The sequence below is a fragment of the Brevundimonas sp. LPMIX5 genome, from assembly GCF_003576505.1.
GTDB classification, from domain to species: domain Bacteria; phylum Pseudomonadota; class Alphaproteobacteria; order Caulobacterales; family Caulobacteraceae; genus Brevundimonas; species Brevundimonas naejangsanensis.
In genome coordinates, this window is sequence record NZ_QWTZ01000003.1 from 1 (window position 1) to 22,930 (window position 22,930).

The window sequence follows — 22,930 nt, forward strand, 5'->3', positions numbered from 1 at the left end:
TGATGCAGCCTGCCCATCGACAGGGCGTGGACCAGCAGGTCGATCTGGTCCGCTGCAATCACCTTGCCGCTGGACGTCACATGATCCGCCGGCGGAGCGACAAAGGCGATCTTGGGCGTGTGCTGGCGCCGCGCCGCCTCACCGACGGAACCGATCAGCCCCATGCGCACGGCGCCGATGGCGCGCAGGGCCTCAAGCCGCTCCAATGCCGGCGGATCGTCGTTGATCGCCCCCTGCAACTCCGTCCCCGAATAGCCAAGGTCCGCCGCATTGATGAAGATCGTCGGAATACCGGCGTTGATCAGGGTGACCTTCAGCTTGCCGCCGGCGACGAGAGCCTCGGGCACATCCAGTTCATCGACCAGATTGCCGGTCGGGAACATGGCGCCGCCATCCTCGCCCTCATCAGCGGGGTCGAGGAACTCCAGCACGATCTCGGCGGCGGGGAAGGTCACGCCGTCCAGTTCGAAGTCGCCCGCCTCCTGCACCCGGCCGTCCGCGACCGGCACATGGGCGATGATGGTCTTGCCGATATTGGCCTGCCAGATACGCACGGCGCGCACCCCGTCCGGCCCGACCGGGACATAGCCCGCGTGGATGGCGAAGGCCCCCGCCGCCGTCGACAGGTTGCCGCAGTTGCCTGACCAGTCGACGAAGTCTGTGTCGATCGACACCTGCCCATACAGATAGTCGACGTCATGATCGGGCCGCGCGCTGGGCGAGATGATCACGCATTTGCTGGTGCTGGACGTGGCCCCGCCCATGCCGTCGGTGTGCTTGCCATAGGGATCGGGGCTGCCGATCACGCGCTGGAACAGGCGGTCGCGCGCCCGCCCCGGAACGCGGCACGCCTCGGGCAGGTCTTCCAGCCGGAAGAAGACGCCCTTTGAGGTGCCGCCGCGCATATAGGTGGCGGGGATGGCGATCTGGGCCAGGCGCGGCATTCAGGCGGCCTCCGACTTTGCGGCGAGGAAGTCCTGCGCGAACCGCTGCAGCACGCCGCCCGCCTCATAGATCAGCACCTCTTCGGCCGTGTCCAGACGACAGGACACGGGCAGTTCGACCGTCTCGCCGGTCGCGCGATGGATCCTCAGCGTCAGGTCGGCGCCGGGGTGGCGCTCGCCCGTGACATCGAAGGCCTCCGTCCCGTCCAGCCCCAGCGTCAGGCGCGTCACGCCCGATTTGAACTCCAGCGGCAGCACGCCCATGCCGATCAGATTGGTGCGATGGATGCGCTCGAACCCCTCCGCGACAATGACCTCGACGCCTGCCAGCCGCACGCCCTTGGCGGCCCAGTCGCGCGACGACCCCTGCCCATAGTCGGCGCCCGCGATGATGATCAGCGGTTGGCGGCGGTCCAGATAGGTCTCGATCGCCTCCCACATCCGCATGACCGTTCCGTCCGGCTCGACTCGGGTCAGGGAGCCCTTCTTCACCGCCCCGTCCACAACGGCCATCTCATTGACCAGTTGCGGATTGGCGAAGGTGGCGCGCATGGCGGTCAGGTGGTCGCCCCGGTGGGTGGCGTAGGAGTTGTAGTCTTCCTCCGGCACGCCCATCCGCGTCAGGTATTCCCCTGCCGCCGACGCAGGCAGGATGGCGTTGGACGGCGACAGGTGGTCGGTAGTGATGTTGTCCGGCAGGATCGCCAGCGGCCGCATCCCCGTCAGTGTGCGCGGATTGGCGGCCAGGGCGCCGACCCCTTCGACATCCCAATAGGGCGGGCGGCGGATATAGGTCGACTGGGGGCGCCAGTCATACAGGGGGCTGACGCTGACCCCGCCGCCGCGGCGCGCCCCGAACATCGGCTCATAGACCGCGCGGAACTGCTCCGGCTTGACCGAGGCGGCGACCACGGCGTCGATTTCCTCGTCCGAGGGCCACAGGTCCTTCAGGCGGATTTCGCGGCCGCCTACCACGCCCAGCACGTCCTGCTCGATATCGAAGCGCACCGTCCCGGCCAGCGCATAGGCCACCACCAGCGGCGGCGAGGCGAGGAAGGCCTGTTTGGCGTAGGGGTGGATGCGACCATCGAAATTGCGGTTCCCCGACAGGACGGCGGTGGAATAGAGGTCGCGATCGATGATCTCCTGCTGGATGACCGGATCAAGGGCGCCGGACATGCCGTTGCAGGTGGTGCAGGCGAAGGCGACGATGCCGAAGCCCAGCGCCTCCAGCTCAGACAGCAGGCCCGCTTCTTCAAGATAGAGCCGCGCCACCTTCGATCCCGGCGCAAAGGACGACTTGACCCACGGCTTGCGCGTCAGGCCCAGCGCATTGGCCTTCTTCGCCAGCAGGCCCGCCGCCACGACGTTGCGCGGGTTGGAGGTGTTGGTACAGCTGGTGATAGCCGCGATGATGACGGCCCCGTCGGGCAGCAGGCCCTCGCGCTCTTCCGCCTGCGCCTCGGCCAGTCCGACGGCGACGCCGCGCTCCTTCAGGGCGGATGTGGGCAGACGACGATGCGGGTTGGACGGTCCAGCCAGATTGCGCTCGACGCTGGACAGGTCGAACGTCAGCACCCGCTCATATTCGGCGGTCTTCAGCGCCTCGCCCCACAGGCCGGTAGTGCGGGCGTAAGTCTCGACCAGCGCCACCTGGTCCGGCTCGCGCCCCGTCAGCTTCAGATAGTCGAGCGTCTGCTGGTCGATGTAGAACATCGCCGCCGTCGCCCCGTATTCCGGGCACATATTCGAGATGGTCGCCCGGTCGCCGATCGACAGGCTATCGGCGCCCTCGCCGAAGAACTCCAGCCAGGCGCCGACCACCTTCTGCCCGCGCAGGAACTCGGTCAGGGCCAGGACGATGTCGGTCGCCGTGATGCCCGGCGCGCGTCGTCCGGTCAGCCTGACGCCGACGATGTCGGGCAGGCGCATCATCGAGGCGCGGCCCAGCATGACCGTCTCGGCCTCCAGCCCGCCGACGCCGAGGGCGATGACGCCCAGGGCGTCGACGTGCGGCGTATGGCTGTCTGTGCCGACGCAGGTGTCGGGGAAAGCCACGCCGTCGCGCACCTGAACGACCGGCGACATCTTCTCCAGATTGATCTGGTGCATGATGCCGTTGCCCGCCGGGATGACGTCGACATTCTCGAAGGCGCGCTTGCTCCATTCGATGAAGTGGAAGCGGTCCTCGTTTCGGCGGTCCTCGACGGCGCGGTTCTTCTCAAAGGCGTCGGGGTCGAAGCCGCCATGCTCGACCGCCAGCGAATGGTCGACGATCAACTGGGTCGGCACCACCGGATTGACCTTGGCCGGATCGCCGCCCTGCTGGGCGATGGCGTCGCGCAGGCCCGCCAGATCGACCAGCGCCGTCTGGCCCAGAATGTCGTGACAGACCACGCGCGCCGGATACCAGGGGAAGTCCAGATCGCGCCGCCCCTCGACGATCTGGGTCAGGGCGTCGGTCAGCTGATCGGGATCGCAGCGGCGCACCAGTTGCTCGGCCAGCACGCGCGACACATAGGGCAGTCGGTCATAGGCGCCCGGCTGGATGGCGTGGACGGCGGCGCGCGTGTCGAAATAGTCGAAGGGCGTGCCCAGCAGCCGCCTGCGGTAATCGGTATTCATCAGCGCGGATGTCCCTGCTTGCATGAGGCCGCGCCGGGCGGCGTTCGGCGCCGGATCAAACCGGCAGCCGCATCCCATGCGCAGACGTGCGCCCCTTATCCGACCCTGCCGCCTTCAGGTGAACGGCTGAAAAGGCGGAGACTTGTGAATGCCTCCATGTAAATCTGCAAATGCTGCAAAACTAACGGCCAGCAGATCAAGGCTGCCTGTCACTTGTTGCTCACGGCACCCGATCGCGTTTTGCAGCTTTTACAGGTTTGCATCTTCCGCTTGGCTGTTTTCCGCTTTTTCAGTCCTTAAGCAGCGAGCGAAAGCGTGAATATTTCAGGGCGACGCGGATCCACCGCCGCCCTGAGGCCCCATGTCGCCGCCGACTCTGCTGCCCAATGAAGAGACCCGCTTTGCGGAGATGGTCTTCCCGGACCAGGCCAACCACTACGGCGCCCTGTTCGCAGGCGCAGGGCTGGCCCTGCTGTCCAAGGCCGCCTTCGTCGCCGCCAGCCGCAGGGCGCGCGGCGACGTCGTCATGGCCCGCTCCGAGGCGACCGACTTCCACACCCCAGTCCGCGTCGGCGAACTGCTGGACCTGTCGGCGCGCGTCGTCCGGGTCGGCCGCTCGTCGCTGACCGTTCAGGTCGAGGGCGTGGCCGAGACCCTGTCCACCGGCGCCCGGCGTCCGGCCCTCAGCGGCCGGTTTGAAATGGTCGCCGTCGACGCCGACGGCCGTCCTGTTCCCATCGAATCCCGCTCCGATCTTCACTGCTGAAGAGGCATCCCATGACCGAACCCGTTCTTGCTCAAGGCGTGAAGCCGAAGAAGTCCGTCGCCCTGTCCGGCGTGCTGGCGGGCAACACCAGCCTGTGCACCGTCGGCCGCTCGGGCAACGACCTGCACTATCGCGGCTATGACATCATGGACTTCGCCGAGACCAGCGAGTTCGAGGAAATCGCCCACCTGCTGATCCACGGATCGCTGCCGAACGCGGCTCAGCTGAAAGCCTATAAGGCCAAGCTGAAGGCCCTGCGCGGCCTGCCTGCGGCGGTGAAGTCGGCGCTGGAGACGGTGCCCGCCGCCGCTCACCCGATGGACGTCATGCGCACCGGCGTTTCGGCGCTCGGCTGCGCCCTGCCCGAGGCCCACGACCACAACCACCCGGCCGCGCGCGACATCGCCGACCGCCTGCTGGCCTCGCTGGGCTCCATGCTGCTGTACTGGCACCACTTCAGCCAGAACGGCCGCCGCATCGAGGTCGAGACGGACGACGATTCCATCGGCGGCCACTTCCTGCACCTGCTGCACGGAACGCCGCCGTCCGAGGGCTGGGTGCGAGCGATGCACACCTCGCTGATCCTCTACGCCGAGCATGAGTTCAACGCCTCGACCTTCACCGCGCGGGTCATCGCCGGGACCGGTTCGGACATGTTCTCCTGCATCGCCGGAGCCATCGGCGCCCTGCGCGGACCGAAGCACGGCGGCGCCAATGAGGTCGCCTTCGAGATCCAGAAGCGCTACGCCGACGCCGACGCGGCCGAGGCCGACATCCGTCGCCGCATGGAGGCCAAGGAGGTCATCATCGGCTTCGGCCACCCGGTCTATACGATCTCGGACCCGCGCAATGTGGTCATCAAGCGCGTGGCGAAACAGCTGTCGGAAGAAGCCGGTTCGATGAAGATGTACGACATCGCCGAACGCATCGAGACCGTCATGATGGACGCCAAGAAGATGTTCCCGAACCTCGATTGGTTCTCGGCCGTCTCCTATCACATGATGGGCGTGCCCACGGCCATGTTCACCCCTCTGTTCGTCATCTCGCGCACGACCGGCTGGTCGGCCCATGTGATCGAACAGCGCATCGACAACAAGATCATCCGCCCCTCCGCCAACTATGACGGCCCCGAAAACCTGAAGTTCGCGCCCCTGGCCGAACGCGCCTGAATTCCGAGTTCTGAAGAGAGTCCCCATGCCCTATCTCGTCGCAGAAGACCTGCCGACTGAATCCGCCGGGAAACGCTTTCGCGCGGCGCTGGCCCGCCCCGGCATCTGGCAACTGCCGGGCGCCCACAACGGTCAGGCGGCGAAACAGGCCAAGCTGGCGGGCTTTGACGGCCTCTATCTGTCGGGCGCGGCGATGACCGCCTCCATGGGGCTGCCCGATCTCGGCATCATCACCGTGGACGAGGTCGCCTTCTTCATCCGCCAGATCGCGCGCTCCAGCGGCCTGCCGCTGCTGGTAGACGGCGACACGGGCTATGGCGAGGTGCTGAACGTCATGCACATGGTCCGCACCTTCGAGGACGCGGGTGCGGGCGCGGTCCATCTGGAAGACCAGATCCTGCCCAAGAAGTGCGGGCATCTGAACGGCAAGAACCTGGTCCCGGCGCTGGACATGGCCGCCAAGGTCGCCGCCGCGAAAAAGGCCAGCCGCGATATCGTCATCATGGCGCGCACCGACGCTGCAGGCGTCGAGGGCTTCGACGCCGCCGTCGACCGGGCCAAGATGTATGTGGACGCCGGCGCCGACGCCATCTTCCCCGAAGCCCTGAACACCCGCGAGATGTTCGAGAAGTTCGCCAGGGCCCTGCCGAATGTGCCGCTGCTGGCCAATATGACCGAGTTCGGCAAGACGCCCTTCTACACCGCGAAGGAATTCGAGGAGATGGGCTACAAGATGGTGATCTGGCCGGTGTCTTCGCTGCGCGCCGCCAACAAGGCGCAGGCCGAACTCTACGCCTCGATCGCCGACAACGGCGGCACGCACAAGTACGTCGACCGGATGCAGACCCGTCAGGAACTCTACGACGTCATCGGCCTGCACGACTTCGAGGAACTGGACGCCAGCATCATCAAGACCGTCGTCCCTCAGGGCATGCCGCAGGTCGGTTGAAAGGGCTTGCGGGGCGGCGTCGCATTGGCGCCTAGCCTTTGGCCGCGATAGAGGGCGGCGTGTTGGCTGCGCGCCATGCTGCGAGCACCCCAATCGCGATCCCAAGGCCCCACCCCGTACTCACAGCCAACAAGCCTACCGACAGGTCAAGCCTGACCGGCCAGTCCCAGAGCCGGGACGCAAGCGACGCAGCGCCGAGGCCGACGGAGAATCCGACGGCCGAGGCGACGGCCCCAACCAAGACATGCTCGACGGTGATCTGGGCCAGGATACCGCGCATATCCGCCCCCATCGCAAGCCGCAGCGCAATCTCCCGACGCCGCTGAACCGTCGCCGCCAGGGCGATCCCGCCATATCCGATCAGACTGGCCACCAACGCCGCACCGGTGATCGTCCACAGCAGGCGAGAAAGGGCGCGCCGCTGCCTGACCTGTTCCAGAATATCAGCGTCCGGGTCGTCATAGCTGTAGGGGCTCGCCCGCGACATCGGCACGCCGGCCATGCGTCGCATCAGCCGATCTGCCTGGAACCGGACATCCTGCATATCCACCTCCGGCGCCATGAAGAAACTGAGCCAACTCGCTTCTCGCGGACCGGCCGTTTGGGTTTCAGACTCAGGACGCGCATCGAAGAAGCGGCGCGCTGAGAGAAACGGGGCGACGATGGCGTCGTTGAAACGCCCTGCAGGTCGCGTGTTGGCATAATTCAGAACACCGACCACTTCACACCGAGGCCCCCCTAGCGAGAGTTCCTTGCCTATAAGGCCTGCGCCTCGTCCCTCCTCCTCATCGAGAAAGTCGGCCAAAGTCGCGCCGACCAGACACACCCGCGTCAGCCCTCCCAGTTCTTCCTGCGTCAGCCAGCGGCCAGCGGCCAGATCAGCGTCCAACTCCCGTCTGTAGTCGCCATAGGCGCCGAAGATACGAACAGCGCGGGTTTCGCTTCGTCCCTGCAACGGCGCTGATGTTTCGACCCAGGCGGCGGAGCTCTCGACATTCGCCAGTTCCTGTAAAAGGCGCGCCTGGTCGTCGAGCGACGGTGGACCACGACGCGAAGGGACCAGACCGTTGGCGCGGATCACCAGGGTCGTGGCGTAGCCTCCAAAGGCCAAACGCTCCAATCGTTCAGAAAAACCGCCCAATACCGAAGCCGAAAACACAACACAGGCCACAGCTGAAGCCAGGGATAGGATCAGCGCGAGAGTACGCAACGGGTAAGCTGTCGCGCCCCACAAGGCGAAGCGCAGCACGCTCATGGCGGCCCATCCGCGATGGTCTTTAGTCGTCCGTGAGACAGCTCTATTCGCCTTTGCGCCAGCTCAATGACAATCGGATCATGGCTGGCGCAAACCACCAGCGCGCCTTCCTCAGCGAGCTGCATCAACCTGGCGGCGACAAGGCGGCTATTGGCTTCGTCAAGGGAAGCAGTCGGCTCATCACAGATGATCAAGCGCGGGCGTTGCGCCAGGATCCGCGCCAACCCGACCCTCTGGCGTTCCCCCCCGGACAAGGTGTCCGTCAACGCCCTCAACCGGTGAGACAAACCAAGCTCACGAAGAGCAGCCTCCGCCGTGGCGCGCCTCTGGCCGCGTGGTACGCCGCGATAAGCCAGCGGCGCCTCCACATTATCAATGGCCCGCATCCTTTCGATCAGGCCCGCATCCTGAAACAGATACCCAATTTCGGCGCGACGCAATCTGGCGCGCCCACCTTCGCTCAGTTCTTGAACAGGCACGCCGGCGATATTCAGCCGGCCGACCGATGGTCTATCCAGCAGCCCCAACAGGTTGAGCAAGGTAGACTTGCCGCACCCCGACGGCCCCTGAACCACCACGAACTGCCCCCATGTCAGGCTCAGGCTTACATCGACCAAGGCCACTACATCTTCTTCGCGAGAAGAAAAATTTCGGCCCACCCCCCAGGCCTGGACGCCGTCCTTCATACGGCGCCCCGTGCGTCTGCACGGTTCTTGAGAATGACCTGTTCGCCTTCCTTCAGGCCTTCGATGATCTCTATAAAATCATCCGTCTCGCCGCCGATAAGCACCTCGCGACGTTCGGGCGTCCCATTGGCCAGTACGAAAACCACGCGCTTGCCGGTGCGCAGCAGTCGACCGATTTCCAGTCCATCGGCGGCCGCTCGAGCCATACCCATGTCACCTCTGTGCTGGGCCAGCAATTCCTCAAACTTGCCTGGGGGGAGAGGGGGAACGTAACCGTCTGGCGTATAAAAGGTTGCCCGCGCCGGTATCCGCAAGACGTTTCTAGCGTTAGCGCGAATAAGCTGTACTGATGCGGAAAGACCGGGGCGCAGAACACCGAACGAATTGTCATATTCTGCAAGCGCCCGATAGGACACGAAACGCCCCTCACGAATCGGAGAGCGACCAATATTAACAAGGCGCGCCTGCTCCAATACACTCGGCGAAGAATCAACGGTAAAAAGAACCTGACTTTCTAGACTAACTCGGTTCAAATCTGCTTCTGATACCATGATTTCCAGCATCATGGCCCCTTCATCACGCACAGATTGAAACAGAGGGCGTGCATCTTCCGGCGTGACCCGCTGCCCGACACGGACATCGACCAAGGTCACAATTCCGTCCAGAGGCGCTAGGATATCTGAATCCGAGCCCTCAGCCTGCACCAGCCTGACCCGTGCAAGCGCCGCTGTCCGTTCAGCAGTCAGGCGGTCCACTGTAGCGCTTGCGCGATCTACCTGGGCTTGAGCCTGAGCCGTCGCCGCCGCGCTCACGAAACCCCGCTCCTGCAAGGTGCGGCTGCGCGACAACTGCTCCTGCGCCTGTCGAACGGCGATTTGGGCTTCGCGAATAGCCGCGTCTGATGCTGAGGCGCCCGCACCAGCCATGTCTCTAGCGGGCGCACGCATGGGCGCCGCCAGCGTGGCCAGAACCTGACCCGCGCGCACCCTGTCGCCTTCCTTGACATTCACTGCAATCACCACGCCCGCTCGCGGCGCCCTGATCTCAGCCATGCCTGCGGCGAGAAGCGTTCCGGTCGCCGGCACGATGTCGCGAACATCGCCTATTTCGGCAGTCGCTGTCTGATAAGCGCTTTCCTTGACCGGCCCTGAACAGGAAGCCGCCAGCAATGCCCCCAACCCTATTAGAAAGCGCAAGCCTTCCGAAAGCATGTCGTTAGCTCGTTACGGATGTCAGCACCATCGTGCCGCTCGGTACGCTTTCCACGACCGACCAGCCGTAGCGTTGAGACAGTAAGATCTCTAGACGCGTGACCTCGGTCATTTGCCCAGGAGTCTGGGCCGTGGAATGCGGCATCGTCAGGCGATACACTCGCACAGCCTCGTCGGGTGCGCCGGTGACAGTCGGCTGCGTTACGCCGCAACCCACAAACTCTACAACAGCCTCGCCTTTGGCGGGCATCTTATCAGATGGTGAAAGCGTCTCGGTCATCGGAATTCTAGCCGTCTGGCCTGGTTGCAACGCCTTGATGGCGGCCTCAGCGCCTTCATAACGGACAGACCGACCCGTAGAGGCTGTCAGAAGCAGGCCGAAACGCGCCTGGCGCGCTTCGGTCGGCGATGACATCTCGCCCATACCCAGCACCTCGTCATAACTCACTAGGTCCCCAGAAACGCTGCGGACAGTCTGGATCCGCGTCATGAGAGGCTGGTTGCTGTCTTTATCGGCCATAGCATACTTAAAAATGCGCCCTATTATGGGAGGACTGCTGGCGACAACTTCATCGCATGGCTCAGCGCGGTAGAATGCCGACGCGGAAGCGGGCTGCTCACTCTTCGTGATTGCAGCCAACTCCGCATCGGCCTTCTCAGGCTCCGATTGGTGACACCCGGCCACAAATAAAGTCACCACAAGAGCGGCCGGACTTAAGAAGACATTACCCATCGGAACCTCCCTATTTAGCACCCGCAGCAGGCTGACACGCACTGGAAACGTTTCCCAAAGTATCTGTGGTACTTTTCTGCACAAGGTAGCCAGAATTCTGCAGGACTACCTTCAACCTCCTCCTGCTGCTGCGCTGCAACACCAGAACCAATTAATACGAAAACAGAGAATGCAGCACCGACACTGGCCTTACGCATTACTATTTTCCTGCAGCTAGATCTGCGCCCCAAAAAACAAACACCGCTCGCCGAGTCAAGTTATCTAAGGGGCATTCTTTACCGGGATTTCCACGCGTCCGAAGCCTCCTGCAAGCGTCGTTCAACGTCAGACTCGACGGAGCGCGCGGCCCTCCGTCGCCGGCGACCGCGTGAGGCGGGAGCAAACTGCGGTGTCCGCTACCAGCTTCTGCGGGATTTCGTCGCCCACCTCTGGTCGGGCGTGCGTGAGCCGGCTCAGCCCTACATCATGGATCATGGCTACCCTCTGATACTGACGTACGCCCAAGACGGCCGGTACGCGCAGGCCATGGCCTCGTTCGATCATATGGAAGCCCTTGCGGACTGGCTGGCCTATGAGTTCGATCGCCACGCCAACATGGAATACTGACCGCGCCGTCTAGCTACTACGACCGCATCGTCGACGTGATGGAGGAACGGGTGCGCTTCACCGTGCTGACCCGCGCCCGCGCCGTTCAGTTGATGGATCGCTATTCCCAACGGAGGGCGTCGGGCACGCCGATCAACGCAGCTAACGACCTGTCTGCTATCGCGATCAGGTCAGCTTAGCGCCAGAAGCTTGCGTAATCGGGCGGACGCCGACGATCTCGCCGTAGACCGGCCTGTCACGATGCCATGGAACTGCTTGACGAGCAGAGCCTCCAAGAAAGGCTCTGCTCGTCGCGGCGCGACTAATTCCGTCCCGGTTCTTGTTGAGGAGGCTGCCTTCTGACAAGGGGGCAGCCTCCCTCGGATAACGAACCGGCATCTTGTTCAATTGCTGTTCTACGAGGACTTGCGCAGAGGCTGCCTGGCAGATTCTTCCAATATACGTTTGATTGGGCCCCGTAGCGAGAGCAGAATCAGGGCGCTGAAGCCCACGACGAGAGCGTGCAGCAGCCAGAAGCGGTCCGCGCTCATGGTCTCCAGTCGCGTGCCGATCCAACCCACCAAATTGTTCGCCACAAACAGGTGGAGATAGAAGATGCCGACGATGGTCGCTCCGATGGCTTGTGGCGCTATACGGACATAGAGGGCCAGCGCGACCGGGACGAGGTGCGCGAAGCCGATGCTGTTGATCAGGTGGAAGGCGACCGCCCACCATAGGCTGACCTTGCCTGCGCCGGCCGATTGCGCCGCCGCCGCCAGCAGCATGAAGGCGAACCCGGTCACCACGGCGCCAATGACCAACTTAGTGATCTCCACCGGCTCAGCGAAACGGCGCGACCATAGCCTCCAGAACAAAACCGACAGGGCCAGCATGATCACCGAGGCTGCGGCGTCGAAGGTGATCAGCCAGCTGGTCGGCATGGTCCGGCCGAACAGGGTGAAGTCGTAACTAGCCTGAGCCCAGACCATATAAGCATTGAAAATCTGCTGGTTGCCCAGCAAGGCTAGGGCCAGCACCGGCAGCAGCACCAGCAATAGCGCCATTACCCGCCGGTCTGCCGCCGACAAGCGCTTACGTTGTTCCTTCTTGAGCACGGCGATCTTCGGCTCGGCCGGAAGATGACGCCCACCCGCGAGGTAAATGGCGAGGCCGACAGTCATGCCGACCCCCGCCGCCGCGAACCCGTAATGCCAGCCGAAGACCTCCCCTAAGGTGCCGCAAATAAGAGGCGAGAGGATCACGCCTGCGCTGATGCCGAGGTAGAAGATCTGAAAGGCGTCGGCGCGGGCGTTATCTTCAGGCGCGTAGAGGGCGCCGACCTGAACCGCGATGTTGCCCTTGAAACAGCCGGTGCCGATCGCCAGGCACAGCAACGCCCCCAAGAAGGACACGTCGAAAGCCATCAGGAAATGGCCGACGGTCATCAGCGTCCCGCCCAATAGGATCGTTTTGGTTCGGCCCAGCCGGCGATCGGCGATCAGTCCACCCAACACCGGAGTCAGATAGACAAGCCCCGTGTAGATGCCGAAGACCGCCGAGGCGAGCGCCTGGATAGACAGGGGGCCGTACACGGCCTCCAACGCAGCACGGAATCCGGCGAAACCGGCGACATGCTCGATATGGCCCGGCTGGAGCAGCTGGTCGACCATATAGAGAACCAGCAGCGTCTGCATGCCGTAATAGGAAAAGCGCTCCCACGCCTCAGTGAAAGCCAAATACCAAAGTCCCGCCGGATGGCCGAACAAGCGCCGCCCGGATCCTCCGACGGTCGCAGGCGATGAAACCGGCGCCGCCGCCGACTCGGCCGCAAGACGCATGTCGACGTCGTCGGTCATGATGCGACCGCGGGCGCAACTCCGGCGTGGACATTCTGATGCTTCATTATCCCCTCCAGAATAACTCAGACTGACGAGCTCCAAGCCGCCTCACGTCGACGCGACAGCCCCGTGAAAACACTTTGCGCGAGAATATAGTATACGATATTGCGACCTACAACGCCGTGTGGGAGGGAGTTGCATTGGTGAGGATGAGAGATTTGGGACTGAAGGGTGATCGCCTCGCCGTCATCGACATGCATACAGCAGGCGAACCGGTGCGCATTTTCGACGCGACGGAACTTGGCGTCGCCGGCGAGACCATCCTGCAGAAGCGCCGCGCGATGAGCGATCGGTTTGATCACCTGCGCCGCGCCATGATGCTGGAACCGCGTGGCCACGCCGACATGTATGGGGCGATCCTGGTGCCACCCAGCGATCCGAGCTGTGATGCGGCTGTTCTGTTCACCCACAACTCTGGCTATTCGACGATGTGCGGCCACGCCACTGTCGCCATAGGCCGTTTCCTCTATGATCGCGCGCGCCGGCAGGGCGGAACACAGACCCGCTTCAGCCTGGAATGCCCCTGCGGCCCGGTCGTCATCGAGGTATCGCCGGACCGCGATCACGACGCAGCGCCCGTAGTACAGTTCGAGAGTGTTGAGTCTTTCGCCCTCGAGTTGGACGACAGCATCGAGTTGAACGGCTTCGGCCGGGTCTCGTTCGACATCGGCTATGGCGGCGCCTTCTACGCGATCCTGCCCAGCAGCCGCCTGGGTCTCGACTTCTACCAGACGCCGCTGGACCAGTTGATCGGAGCGGCCGGCGAGTTGGTCGCCCAATTGCGCGCCACGCGCAGCTTCCGCCACCCCGAGGAGCCGGACCTATCCTTCCTCTACGGGGCCATCCTGACCAGCGGCGAGCGTCTAATTCCGGGCGAACTCACGCACAATCTCTGCTGGTTCGGCGAGGCGCAGATCGATCGCAGCCCCACCGGAAGCGGCGTCTCGGCGCGCCTGGCCATCGCCCACGCTAGGGGCGAGGTCTTCCCGGGGAGCGCCTTGCCCTTCGCCGGACCGTCAGGGCAGATCTTCGACGGCGGCGTCGCCCGACCCACCGCTCGCGGTATCATCGCGGCCGTCTCGGGCCGCGCCTATTACACGGCGCGTTCAGAGCTGATTCTGGAGGATCAGGACCCCTTCGCACACGGCTTTGCCCTGCCCAATCGATTCGGCGACTTGCTGCCGTGATCTCCCATTCCAATCCCGATAATGCTCTGATGGACAGACTGCAGATCGCCGCGCGCTGGACGCCGGCACGGCTTGCTAGCCTTCGCGCTGAAATGGCGCGCAGCGGACTGGACGGCTTCATCATCCCGCGCTGGGACGCCCATCAGTCGGAATACGTCTTGGTCGCCGACGAACGACTGGCCTGGGCCACAGGTTTTTCCGGCACTTGGGGCCTGGCGATCGTCACACGGGATCGCGCCGCCATTCTCGTCGACGGCCGCTACACGGTGCAGGCCCGAACCGAGGTCTCGGGCGCACATTTCGAACAGCGCCACCTCTATGAAGAGCCGCTGGACCGCTGGCTCGCCGAACACGCTGAAAAAGGCGAGGTGTACGGCTACGACCCACTGATCCTCAACCCGGCCCTTTACGCCCAGATCGAGCCGACGGTCATCCAGCAGGGGGCGTCGCTGCGCGCCGTTTCGCCAAACCCGATCGATCGGGCTTGGAGCGATCGCCCCGTGAATCCGATCAAGCCGGCTTTCCCCTTCCCCGTTGCGTGCTCGGGAGAAACCTCCGCGGCGAAGCGGCGCCGACTGGCCGAACGGCTGCGCGGCGCGGGCGCTGACCTGCTAGTCGAGACCCAGACCGATAATATCGCCTGGCTGCTCAACTGGCGCGGGGACGACGTTCCCGACAACCCCGTCGTCCAGGCCTTCATGCTAGTCGACGCGACAGGGGGCGTCGACCTGTTTGTCGACCCGCGCAAACTGGGCGACGCCGTTGCGGACTTCGAGTTGGACGGCGTGACCCTGCACCCGCCTTCGGCCTTCCTCGAGCGACTGAGCCAACGTCTCCAAGGCGGCGAGAGGGTCTCTATGGACCCCAGGTTTTCGCCGGTCGGGGCGGCGATGGCGGCGCGCGACGCAAGGGCGACTGTCCAGATCGAAGCCAACCCCCTGACGGCGCTGAAGGCGGTCAAGAATCCGGTCGAACTGGCCGGGCTGCGCGCGGCGTCACGGCGCGACAGCGTGGCCTGGGTCCGATTCCTCGCCTGGCTTGAAGCCGAGGTGGCCGTTCGGCAAGTGTCGGAAATGGAGACCGAGGCACAGATCAGCGCCTATCGCCAAGAACAGGAGCACTACTTCAGCCCCAGCTTCCGCACCATCGCCGGCGCCGACGCCAACGGGGCCATGTGCCACTATAACGCGCCCCCTGAAGGGGGCGCTTTGATCGGGCGCGACAGTCTTTTCCTGATCGATTCAGGAGGACAATATCTGGACGGCACCACCGACACGACCCGCACCGTCTGCTTCAGCGAACCGCCCGCCGTCTGGCGCAAACACTACACACTGGTCCTGAAGGGCCATATTCGTCTGGCGACCTTAAGGTTCCCGGACGGCACGCGCGGATATCAGATCGACGCTTTCGCCCGCGAAGCCTTGTGGGCCTACGGCCTCGACTATGACCACGGCACGGGCCACGGCGTCGGCCACTTCCTGTCAGTGCACGAACACCCGCAGCGGATCGGTAAAGACCCGGTCATGGCCCCGATCACAGCTGGCATGACCATGACAAATGAGCCGGGATATTACGAAGCCGGACGCTACGGCATCCGCATCGAGAACCTGTGCGAGGTCGTCGAGGACGGCCCCGGCTTCATTCGCCTGCGTGACATGACGCTGGTCCCGCTGGATCGCCGGCTGATCGACCTGGACCTGTTGTCCGAGCAAGAACGCGCCTGGGTCGACGCCTATCACGCTCGCGTTCGAGACGAACTGCGCGACCTGATCGCGCATCCATTCGATCTCGGCTGGCTGATCGCCAATACGGAGCCTTTGGTCGGCTGACGCCACGCCCCTGCTCACGTTCTCGGAAAGGCGTCGGGCGCCTGGACTTCAGCGCAATCGTACGCTCCCATGAGCGTCGTCCAGGTCTGCGCCGGTCGTCCCAGCGCCATCTTAGCCATTCCGCGCCGTCCGGCTGCGAGCATCAGCCCCAGCCGCTGGTGGCCGAACGCGCAACTGCAGCCGCCCATGGCTGAAGTTAGTGCGCCACCGTCGGCTGCCCCCCCGGGTCCCGCCGCGCCCAGAAGACCGCGCCTGGGTCGCGCAGATTCGCATCTATGTTGCCCTGCCTTCGCGGATCGGCCGGGCTGAAGCCCGGTCCTCGAACATAATCCCGGTATCGATCAGGGCCACATCGGCGGGCGCGCCGCCTTCGGAAAGGCTGACCGCCGCCAGGGCATAGGGGTGCCGTCAGCGCGCCCGTCCGACGCTGGGCGCGCCGGGCCAGCCCCCTATATTGGTCAGCGGCTCCGCGGGCCCCAACCGCAGGGGACCCAGCGCCTGCTGCGGTCGCAGTTGAACTTAGTCCATTTTACAGCGAGGCTGAACAGATAGGCGCGTTTGCGGATTGACGCTCCAGCTGTTCGACCGTTCCGGCGGCGCTCGTGAACTCGTCGCGCAGGTCGCGCAGCGTGTGTTCCAAGTGGGCTTCCACCAGTCGGCTGACAGTCTTCGCGTCGCGGGCCAGCCAGGCCTTAAGGATGTGATGGTGCTCGGCCTCGGCCGTCACGTGACGATCGCCATGTTCCAGATGCTTGCGCACATAGCGGTCGCCCATAACGTGCAGACGCGCGGTGATTTCAACGGTCAGCACCAGCCCGCCGGGCTGGGTCAGCGCCATATGGAAGGCGCGATTCAACTGGCCGACGCTCGGCAGATGGGCGGCCGCTGCGGCGTCCAATTCGGCCAGCACGCGCCGGGCCGCGGCGCGCTGCTCGTCGTTGGCAGCGAGACAGGCCTGAGCCGCCGCCTCCGGCTCGAGCTTGAGACGCAGTTTGAAGATCTCCTCGGCCTCGGTCGCGCTCATGCCGCGCACGAAGTAGCCCCGGTTGGCTTGCGACACCACCAGCCCGTCTTGCTCCAGCCGCACCAGCGCTTCTCGCAGGGGAATCTTGGAAACGTTCAGGCGCGCCGCCAACGCGTCCTGCCGGATCGGCACGTCCGGCGCGATCGCGCCGGACAGTATCATGTCCCGCACCACCTCCATCAGGCGGTCGGACAGGGTGCGGACTTCAAGCGGAGATACGGCCATGCGGTTGATCGAGTCGAAAAGCCGGGCTGGTTGCCCATCCCAGCCTACTGCGCGCAGAACGCAATTACGACGCGCAAGTCCGTCAGATGACCTTGAAGCTCGCTCGAAGGCATCTGTCTGAGCCCGCGATGTCGAGGCCCGTCGCTAGCTCGGCCTGGAGAAATGACGGCATTGCCTCCTCGCCGATCAACAGCGCGACCGTTTTCGGGCTTCGAAAAACGCTCACACCGGAGCCCCCGACGCCGACCGATCGCGGCGCTTGACGTCGACGGAGATCAGCTTCACAAATGCTAAAATCGAATACTATATCCGATATTGGGGGAACTTTATGAAGCGCCTACCCGCCCTGGCCGTGCTGCTGATGAGCAGCGCCGCGCCGCTGGCCGTCGCCCCGGTCTTCGCCACCCCGGCTCTCGCCGGCGTCGAAGCAGCCGCGCCCGCCGCCATGTCGCCCGCCGTCTACGCCCGCGCCGAGGCGGTGCTGCCTCAGCACGTCGACGATCTGATCTACGGCCTCAACGTGCGGCCGCAATGGATCGGCGAGGGCGCCGAATTCTGGTTCGAGCGCCGGACGCCGGAAGGCCGCGACTATGTGCTGGTCGACCCGACCTCGGACCGGACCCGCCCCCTGTTCGATCACGATGCCCTGACAGCGGCCCTGGCCGCCGCCTCGGGCAAGCCTCTGGCGCGTAAGGACCTGCGGCTCAGGGGGCTGAAGCTCGACGACAAGACCCGAAAGCTGACGTTCGCCTACGACGGCCGCAGCTGGCGCTTCGACCCCACGACCGGCGCGGTCGAGGCGGCGGCCGAGGCGGCCAAGGGCGTGGTCTCGCCCGACGGTCGCTGGCGCGCCGAAGTGAAGGACGGAGACCTGGTCATCGTCTCGACGGCCGACGGAGCCGAGCGGCGGCTGACCCAGGACGGCGCGGCTTCGCCCTACGCCACGCCGCTGATCAACCTGAAGGACATGGCCGCTCAAGGCACGTCGCAGCCGACCACGGCTCCGGCGATCCGCTGGTCGCCGGATTCCCGCTACATCGCCACCTATCGCATCAATCGCGACGGCGCCCGACGGTTGTCGCTGGTCCAGTCCGTGCCCAAGGACGGCGGCCCTCCGCGGGTGCTGGACTATCTCTATCCCCTGACCGGCGACGCCGATGTCCCGACCGCCGAGGGCGTCTTCTTCGAGGTCGAGAGCGGGCAGCGCATCCCCATGGCGACCCCGGCCAGGCCGGTCCTCTACTACGGCGGCCCTTGGTACGAATGGAGCGCCGACAGCCGCGCGGTGTTCGAACGCGTCCCGACGCGCGGCTACGGCGCCCTGCAGTTGAACCGCATCGAGGCGGCGACCGGCGAGGCCCGGCTGCTGACCGAGGACAAGTCCGACACCTATGTCGACTTCTACGGCCACTTCTGGTCCTACGACGAGAAGACGAACACCCACTTCTGGACCGCCGACCCTGACGGCTACGCCCATCTCTACGCCGTCGACGCCATGACGGGCGCGCGGCGTCAGCTGACCTCGGGCGATTGGCGCGCCCGGACCGTGGCGGGCCAGGACCACAAGGCGAAGCGCATCCTGGTGGTCGGCTCGGGCCGCGAGGCGGGCCGGGATCCTTATCTGCGTCACCTTTATTCGGTGCCCTCGACCGGCGGGCCGCCGCGCCTGCTGACACCCGAGGTCATGGATCACGACGTCTCGGTCTCTCCCGACGGCCGCTTCTTCGTCGACAACATGTCGACCATCGATCAGCCGACCCGCTCTGTCCTGCGTCGCTCCAGCGACGGCCGCATCGTCATGGAGTTGGGGCGCGCGGACATCAGCGCCTATCTGGCGGCGGGCTATCGTCTGCCCGAGCCGTTCCAGACCGTCGCCGCCGACGGCGTGACCCCTATCTACGGCGCCCTGTTCAAGCCCGCCGACTTCGACCCGGCCAAGCGCTATCCCATCATCGAGGACATCTACACCGGACCGCATTATGTGATGACGCCCAAGTCCTTCGAGGCGGCGATGACCGGGCGCAACGCCAATTCCATCGCCCAACTGGGGGTCATTGCCGTGACCATCGACGGTCGCGGCACCTGGGGTCGTTCGCGCGCCTTCCAGCAGGTCGCCTACAAGAACCTGCACGCCGTGGGCCTCGAGGACCACATAGCCGGCATCCTCGCCGTCGCGGCCCGCAACCCCTGGATGGATCCGGAGCGAGTCGGAATCTACGGCTTCTCGGCCGGGGGCTATGACGTGGTGCGGGCCATGACCCGCCACCCGGAGTTCTACAAGGTCGGCGTCACCGCCTCGGGTAACCACGACAACCGGCTCGACAAGGCGACCTGGAACGAACAGTGGATGGGCAGCGAATTGGGCCCGCTCTACGACGAGAACTCCAACATCACCTGGGCTCCCAAGCTGGAGGGCCGCCTGCTGATCGCCCACGGCGAACTGGACGAGAACGTGCCGCCGCTCGCCTCGCTGCGCCTAGTCGACGCCCTGATTAAGGCCAACAAGGACTTCGATTTCCTGATGGTGCCGAACGCCGACCACTTTCTGGACGCCGTGCCCTACTACCAGCGACGTCGATGGGACTTTTTCGTGCGCGAACTGCTGCACGAGACGCCGCCTCCGGCCTATCAGATGCGCGCCTTCGACTGAGGAATTCGCGCGCCGATGAATAGCAAAGGCGGGTCGATCGACCCGCCTTTTTCATGTCTGGAGCCCTTGAAGCATAGAGAAAGGGGCGGCTGACGACTCGCCCCTTTCCCGGCGCCTGGGTTACGCCTACTGTCCGCCGAAACGCCATTTGGCGCCCAGGAAGAAGAAGCGACCGATCAGGTCGTCCATCCCCAGGTTGCCGCGCGCCGTCGAGGGGTGATCGCGCGGCCCTTCGTCGAACAGATTACGGATCCCGGCGGTAAAGCGGACGTCCATCGGCGTGTCCACTGCGACGGACAGGTCGTGATACCAGACCGATGGGATATTGTAGTAGCTGCCGATATCCTCAGCCGGGTTCGGCAGCCGATTGTTGGTCACCGTCTCATCGACGAAGCGGCTGGACCAGTTCACCTGGATCGGTCCGCGATAATAGGTGGCGTTCAGCATGGCGCGCCACTGAGGATTGGCCGCCTCCCCGGCATAGTCGAAGGCGGTCTCATCGCCCGTCGCCACATCTCGGTCGATGAAGATGTTGTGCTTCAGATAGGAGGCCACGCCCTGCAGGCTGATCCGACCGAAGTCGCCGTCGCGTCGCAACAGGTCCGACACCTCGGCGTGGTAGGTGGCCTCGAAATCGACTCCCTCGACCTCGAATGAGGCGACGTTGATGTAGCTGTCGAGCACCTCATACAGATTGCCGTCCGACCTGCGGGTCAGCATGCCGCAGAACTGATTGTCCAGCGACGGCAGGTCGACGCAGTTGTCGACCGTCTGCTGCGCGCCGATCCGAGAAATGCCGCCGTCCAGCTTGATCTTGTAGTAGTCGGTCGAGAAGGCGAAACCCGGCAGGAAGCGCGGACGCACCACCGCCCCGACCGTCATGGTGTCGGCTTCCTCGACGCCCAGGTCGGGGTTGCCCGTGCTGAAGACCAGGGTGGTCATGCGACGAGTGTTCGGATCCCACGTCACCGGATCGAAGCCCAGGGCCAAGCAGTTCTTGCGGCGGTTTTCCGTGCCGCTATCCAGCATGTTGGGATCACAGGGGTCGCTCAGGCCCGCGGCGCCCCGGCTGCCGGGATTGAACATCTCGCCCAGCGACGGCGCGCGCACGGCGGTTGCCTTGGTCAGGCGGAAACGGATGTCCGGGATCGGCGCCCATGACCCCGCCAGCTTCCAGGAATTGACGCTGCCAGCGCGCTCATAGTCCGACACGCGATAGGCGCCTTCGATCTCCAACGAATGAACGAACGGTTTGTCGCGGACCAGCGGGACCAGAATCTCGGCGAAAGCCTCGCGAACGTCGTTGCTCTCCTTGATCGGCGAGAACTGGCTGGCGAAGAAGCCGAGCGCGTGCTCCCAGACATAGGAGGGGCGGAAGTCGATCTCATCCTTGCGGTATTCAGCGCCCGCCGACACCTTCACCGCCCCGGCGGGCAGTTGGAACAGATCGCCCGCGATCAGCCCCTGGATCAGGGTCTGGCTGGTGTCCGTGGTCGAGGAGTGGTCAGCGCGGACATAGTCCACCGCCTCGGGTGAGATCGTACCCTGGCCGAAGATGTTCACCGGCACACAGCCCCGTGCCCGCGCCTCGACGCTGCGGCAGACCGCATCGCCGGTGGACGGATCGCGAATGGCGTCCAAGGCCTCGAACCAACGCTCGTCGATGCGATCATTCAGGTTGCGGTTGGTCGTCTGCGACTTGCCGTACTCAAAGACGGTCGACCACTTCCAGGTTTCTCCGAATTCGCCCTCCAGGCCCGCGGCAAGGCTGTAGTATTTGCGGTTCATGTCGGTGCCACGCATACCGAACTCGTCGTGCGAGCGGGCGTACTGCATCGAATTCTCGCCCGCTGCGATCAGACCGTCGCGCACAGCCGTCGGCATGAAGGGATTGTCGATCGAGACCGCCCCGCTCCAGGAATCGAACACCGCGCTGATGCGGTCGCGGGCGGTGATGTCGGCGAAGACGGCTTCGGTGAAGACCTTCAGTTTGTCGGACAGGCGATAGTCGGCCTTGGCGTAGAGATTGGTGCGTTCCAGCGGCGCGACCAGGGTGTCGGCGTCCTGATTACCGCCCTCGTCCGTGGAGTAGGAGCCGTCGATCACTCCGCGCTCTCCGGCCCTCAGCGGGCGGAAGGTCTCGGTGGCGGAATCGAAGATAACATCCGTCCAGGCGCCGTTCTCGCCGAACGGCAGATAACCCGTCGGCGTGCCCAGGGCGAAATAGGCGTAACGTAGGTCCCGCATCGGGATCCGCGCCGGGATGCCGTCGTCGCCCGTTTTGTTGGCCGGGTTTGATACGAAGCTGTAGGCCGTGCCAAGGTCTCGGTCGCCGCGCGTCAGACCGCCGCTTTCGGTACGGCTGACATGCAGAACCGCGTTGCCCCGATCATAGTTTACCCCAGCGGTCAGGCCGTAGGTCAGCGTGTCGTAATCGCCCCCTTCGTCCGATCCATATTGGACGTTGGCTTCAAGGCCGTCGAAATCATCCTTGAGGATCAGATTGACCACGCCTGCCACGGCGTCGGCGCCGTACACGGCCGAGGTGCCGCCGGTCTGGACCTCCACGCGCTTCACCAGGGCGGCGGGAATATTGCTCAGATCGAACGCCAGAAAGTTGGAATCGTCGGGCGTGCCGGCCCTGCGACGGCCGTTCACCATCGTCAGCGTGCGGCGGACGCCCAGGTTGCGCAGATTAACCTGGTTCAGACCGATGTTGCCGAAACTATAGCTGGTGTTGGCGTTCGACAGGCCGGTGGCTACCTGCGGCATCTCATTGAGGATATCGGCGATGTTGGTGATCCCCTTGGCCTCGATCGTTTCGGCCGTCATGGCCATGGTCGGCGTCGGCGCATCCAATCCGCTGCGTTGCAAACGCGAGCCAGTCACCACGACCTCATCGACCCGTGAGGCCTCGCCCTCAGGCGCCGTTGTCGTCTGGGCGTTGGCCGCCAACGGCGCAGCCAGCGCCCCCAAGCTCACCCCTGCGGTCAGAAGACCCCTACGCAGCCCGCGCTGCATCTCCCCTTTTCTCCTCAGCCTCATGATTATCCCTCCGTTGGGCTTTAGTAAGAGATATACCGTATACGATATACCATAGATGTCTAGCTAGGACGCATCCGGGCTGGTTGTTCGGATGGTTCACAACGACAACTCTCCCCGGACTTCAACAGTAGGGACCACTCCGTCCTGCC

General features: G+C 64.5%; 15 protein-coding genes and 1 pseudogene. 7 read left to right on the top strand and 9 right to left on the bottom strand.

Annotation, left to right across the window (positions count from 1 at the left end):
* Both prpF and acnD read right to left on the bottom strand, forming a co-directional pair.
* On the bottom strand, nt 1–944 hold a 944-nt coding region (gene prpF, locus D1604_RS04885; RefSeq protein WP_119412455.1), incomplete at its 3' end, for a 2-methylaconitate cis-trans isomerase PrpF.
* The gene (gene acnD / locus D1604_RS04890) at nt 945–3,569 is read right to left on the bottom strand and encodes a Fe/S-dependent 2-methylisocitrate dehydratase AcnD (RefSeq protein ID WP_199683689.1); all 2,625 of its coding nucleotides are present in this window, start codon (nt 3,567–3,569) and stop codon (nt 945–947) included. It lies immediately after the preceding gene.
* Between the two features lie 361 nt (nt 3,570–3,930).
* On the opposite strand from acnD, the gene D1604_RS04895 reads away from it, so the two are divergent.
* The 3 genes from D1604_RS04895 to prpB are packed head-to-tail and all read left to right on the top strand — an operon-like array spanning nt 3,931 to nt 6,453.
* A complete protein-coding gene (locus D1604_RS04895) occupies nt 3,931–4,335 on the top strand; it encodes an acyl-CoA thioesterase (protein ID WP_119412456.1) in 405 nt (134 codons plus the stop codon).
* Between the two features lie 11 nt (nt 4,336–4,346).
* A complete protein-coding gene (gene prpC / locus D1604_RS04900) occupies nt 4,347–5,504 on the top strand; it encodes a bifunctional 2-methylcitrate synthase/citrate synthase (protein WP_024353867.1) in 1,158 nt (385 codons plus the stop codon).
* A 25-nt stretch (nt 5,505–5,529) separates the two neighbouring features.
* Nucleotides 5,530–6,453, top strand: a complete 924-nt coding sequence (prpB, locus tag D1604_RS04905) for a methylisocitrate lyase (RefSeq protein WP_119412457.1) — start codon at nt 5,530–5,532, stop codon at nt 6,451–6,453.
* A 31-nt stretch (nt 6,454–6,484) separates the two neighbouring features.
* On the opposite strand, the gene D1604_RS04910 is transcribed toward prpB, so the two are convergent.
* The 4 genes from D1604_RS04910 to D1604_RS04925 are packed head-to-tail and all read right to left on the bottom strand — an operon-like array spanning nt 6,485 to nt 10,338.
* Nucleotides 6,485–7,708 carry an ABC transporter permease gene (locus D1604_RS04910; RefSeq protein ID WP_119412458.1) on the bottom strand — a complete coding sequence of 408 codons (1,224 nt, stop codon included), beginning with the start codon at nt 7,706–7,708 and terminating at the stop codon, nt 6,485–6,487.
* Nucleotides 7,705–8,394: an ABC transporter ATP-binding protein gene (locus D1604_RS04915; protein WP_119412459.1), complete on the bottom strand. Its 690-nt coding sequence runs from the start codon at nt 8,392–8,394 to the stop codon at nt 7,705–7,707. The genes D1604_RS04910 and D1604_RS04915 overlap by 4 nt, the downstream gene beginning before the upstream one ends.
* Nucleotides 8,391–9,605: an efflux RND transporter periplasmic adaptor subunit gene (locus D1604_RS04920; protein ID WP_119412460.1), complete on the bottom strand. Its 1,215-nt coding sequence runs from the start codon at nt 9,603–9,605 to the stop codon at nt 8,391–8,393. Before D1604_RS04920 ends, D1604_RS04915 begins: the two co-directional genes overlap by 4 nt.
* Nucleotides 9,606–9,609: 4 nt before the next feature.
* Nucleotides 9,610–10,338 (bottom strand): hypothetical protein, encoded by a 729-nt coding sequence (locus D1604_RS04925; protein ID WP_147399875.1) that lies wholly within the window; start codon nt 10,336–10,338, stop codon nt 9,610–9,612.
* Nucleotides 10,339–10,949: 611 nt separating this feature from the next.
* Between D1604_RS04925 and D1604_RS15880 the strand changes: the two are divergent.
* Nucleotides 10,950–11,123: pseudogene (locus tag D1604_RS15880) on the top strand (arsenical resistance protein ArsH); the annotation flags it as partial.
* Between the two features lie 216 nt (nt 11,124–11,339).
* On the opposite strand, the gene D1604_RS04935 reads toward D1604_RS15880, so the two are convergent.
* Nucleotides 11,340–12,779, bottom strand: a complete 1,440-nt coding sequence (locus D1604_RS04935; protein WP_233551895.1) for a peptide MFS transporter — start codon at nt 12,777–12,779, stop codon at nt 11,340–11,342.
* A 191-nt stretch (nt 12,780–12,970) separates the two neighbouring features.
* Here D1604_RS04935 and D1604_RS04940 point away from each other — a divergent pair, with 191 nt between their 5' ends.
* Together D1604_RS04940 and D1604_RS04945 are read left to right on the top strand one after the other, a co-directional pair.
* The gene (locus D1604_RS04940; RefSeq protein WP_119412462.1) at nt 12,971–14,008 is read left to right on the top strand and encodes a proline racemase family protein; all 1,038 of its coding nucleotides are present in this window, start codon (nt 12,971–12,973) and stop codon (nt 14,006–14,008) included.
* A gap of 29 nt (nt 14,009–14,037) precedes the next feature.
* Nucleotides 14,038–15,837, top strand: a complete 1,800-nt coding sequence (locus D1604_RS04945) for an aminopeptidase P family protein (RefSeq protein ID WP_147399876.1) — start codon at nt 14,038–14,040, stop codon at nt 15,835–15,837.
* A gap of 529 nt (nt 15,838–16,366) precedes the next feature.
* Here the strand turns inward: D1604_RS04945 and D1604_RS04950 are convergent.
* Nucleotides 16,367–17,086, bottom strand: coding sequence for a GntR family transcriptional regulator (locus D1604_RS04950; RefSeq protein WP_119412464.1), 720 nt, complete (start codon nt 17,084–17,086; stop codon nt 16,367–16,369).
* A 328-nt stretch (nt 17,087–17,414) separates the two neighbouring features.
* Here D1604_RS04950 and D1604_RS04955 point away from each other — a divergent pair, with 328 nt between their 5' ends.
* Nucleotides 17,415–19,736, top strand: a complete 2,322-nt coding sequence (locus D1604_RS04955) for a S9 family peptidase (protein WP_147399877.1) — start codon at nt 17,415–17,417, stop codon at nt 19,734–19,736.
* 126 nt (nt 19,737–19,862) lie between these two features.
* On the opposite strand, the gene D1604_RS04960 is transcribed toward D1604_RS04955, so the two are convergent.
* On the bottom strand, nt 19,863–22,718 hold the full coding sequence (locus D1604_RS04960; protein ID WP_158584913.1) for a TonB-dependent receptor plug domain-containing protein: 2,856 nt from the start codon (nt 22,716–22,718) through the stop codon (nt 19,863–19,865).
* Nucleotides 22,719–22,930: the final 212 nt, after the last annotated feature.

What these genes read in the sequence shown, in the direction of transcription:
- prpC (WP_024353867.1), top strand. Translation starts at nt 4,347, where the DNA reads ATGACCGAACCCGTTCTTGCTCAAGGCGTGAAGCCGAAGAAGTCCGTC.
- D1604_RS04955 (WP_147399877.1), top strand. Translation starts at nt 17,415, where the DNA reads ATGAAGCGCCTACCCGCCCTGGCCGTGCTGCTGATGAGCAGCGCCGCG.
- D1604_RS04935 (WP_233551895.1), bottom strand. Translation starts at nt 12,779, where the DNA reads ATGACCGACGACGTCGACATGCGTCTTGCGGCCGAGTCGGCGGCGGCG.
- D1604_RS04940 (WP_119412462.1), top strand. Translation starts at nt 12,971, where the DNA reads ATGAGAGATTTGGGACTGAAGGGTGATCGCCTCGCCGTCATCGACATG.
- D1604_RS04925 (WP_147399875.1), bottom strand. Translation starts at nt 10,338, where the DNA reads ATGGGTAATGTCTTCTTAAGTCCGGCCGCTCTTGTGGTGACTTTATTT.
- acnD (WP_199683689.1), bottom strand. Translation starts at nt 3,569, where the DNA reads ATGAATACCGATTACCGCAGGCGGCTGCTGGGCACGCCCTTCGACTAT.
- D1604_RS04915 (WP_119412459.1), bottom strand. Translation starts at nt 8,394, where the DNA reads ATGAAGGACGGCGTCCAGGCCTGGGGGGTGGGCCGAAATTTTTCTTCT.
- D1604_RS04920 (WP_119412460.1), bottom strand. Translation starts at nt 9,605, where the DNA reads ATGCTTTCGGAAGGCTTGCGCTTTCTAATAGGGTTGGGGGCATTGCTG.
- D1604_RS04895 (WP_119412456.1), top strand. Translation starts at nt 3,931, where the DNA reads ATGTCGCCGCCGACTCTGCTGCCCAATGAAGAGACCCGCTTTGCGGAG.
- D1604_RS04945 (WP_147399876.1), top strand. Translation starts at nt 14,038, where the DNA reads ATGGACAGACTGCAGATCGCCGCGCGCTGGACGCCGGCACGGCTTGCT.
- D1604_RS04950 (WP_119412464.1), bottom strand. Translation starts at nt 17,086, where the DNA reads ATGGCCGTATCTCCGCTTGAAGTCCGCACCCTGTCCGACCGCCTGATG.
- prpB (WP_119412457.1), top strand. Translation starts at nt 5,530, where the DNA reads ATGCCCTATCTCGTCGCAGAAGACCTGCCGACTGAATCCGCCGGGAAA.
- D1604_RS04910 (WP_119412458.1), bottom strand. Translation starts at nt 7,708, where the DNA reads ATGAGCGTGCTGCGCTTCGCCTTGTGGGGCGCGACAGCTTACCCGTTG.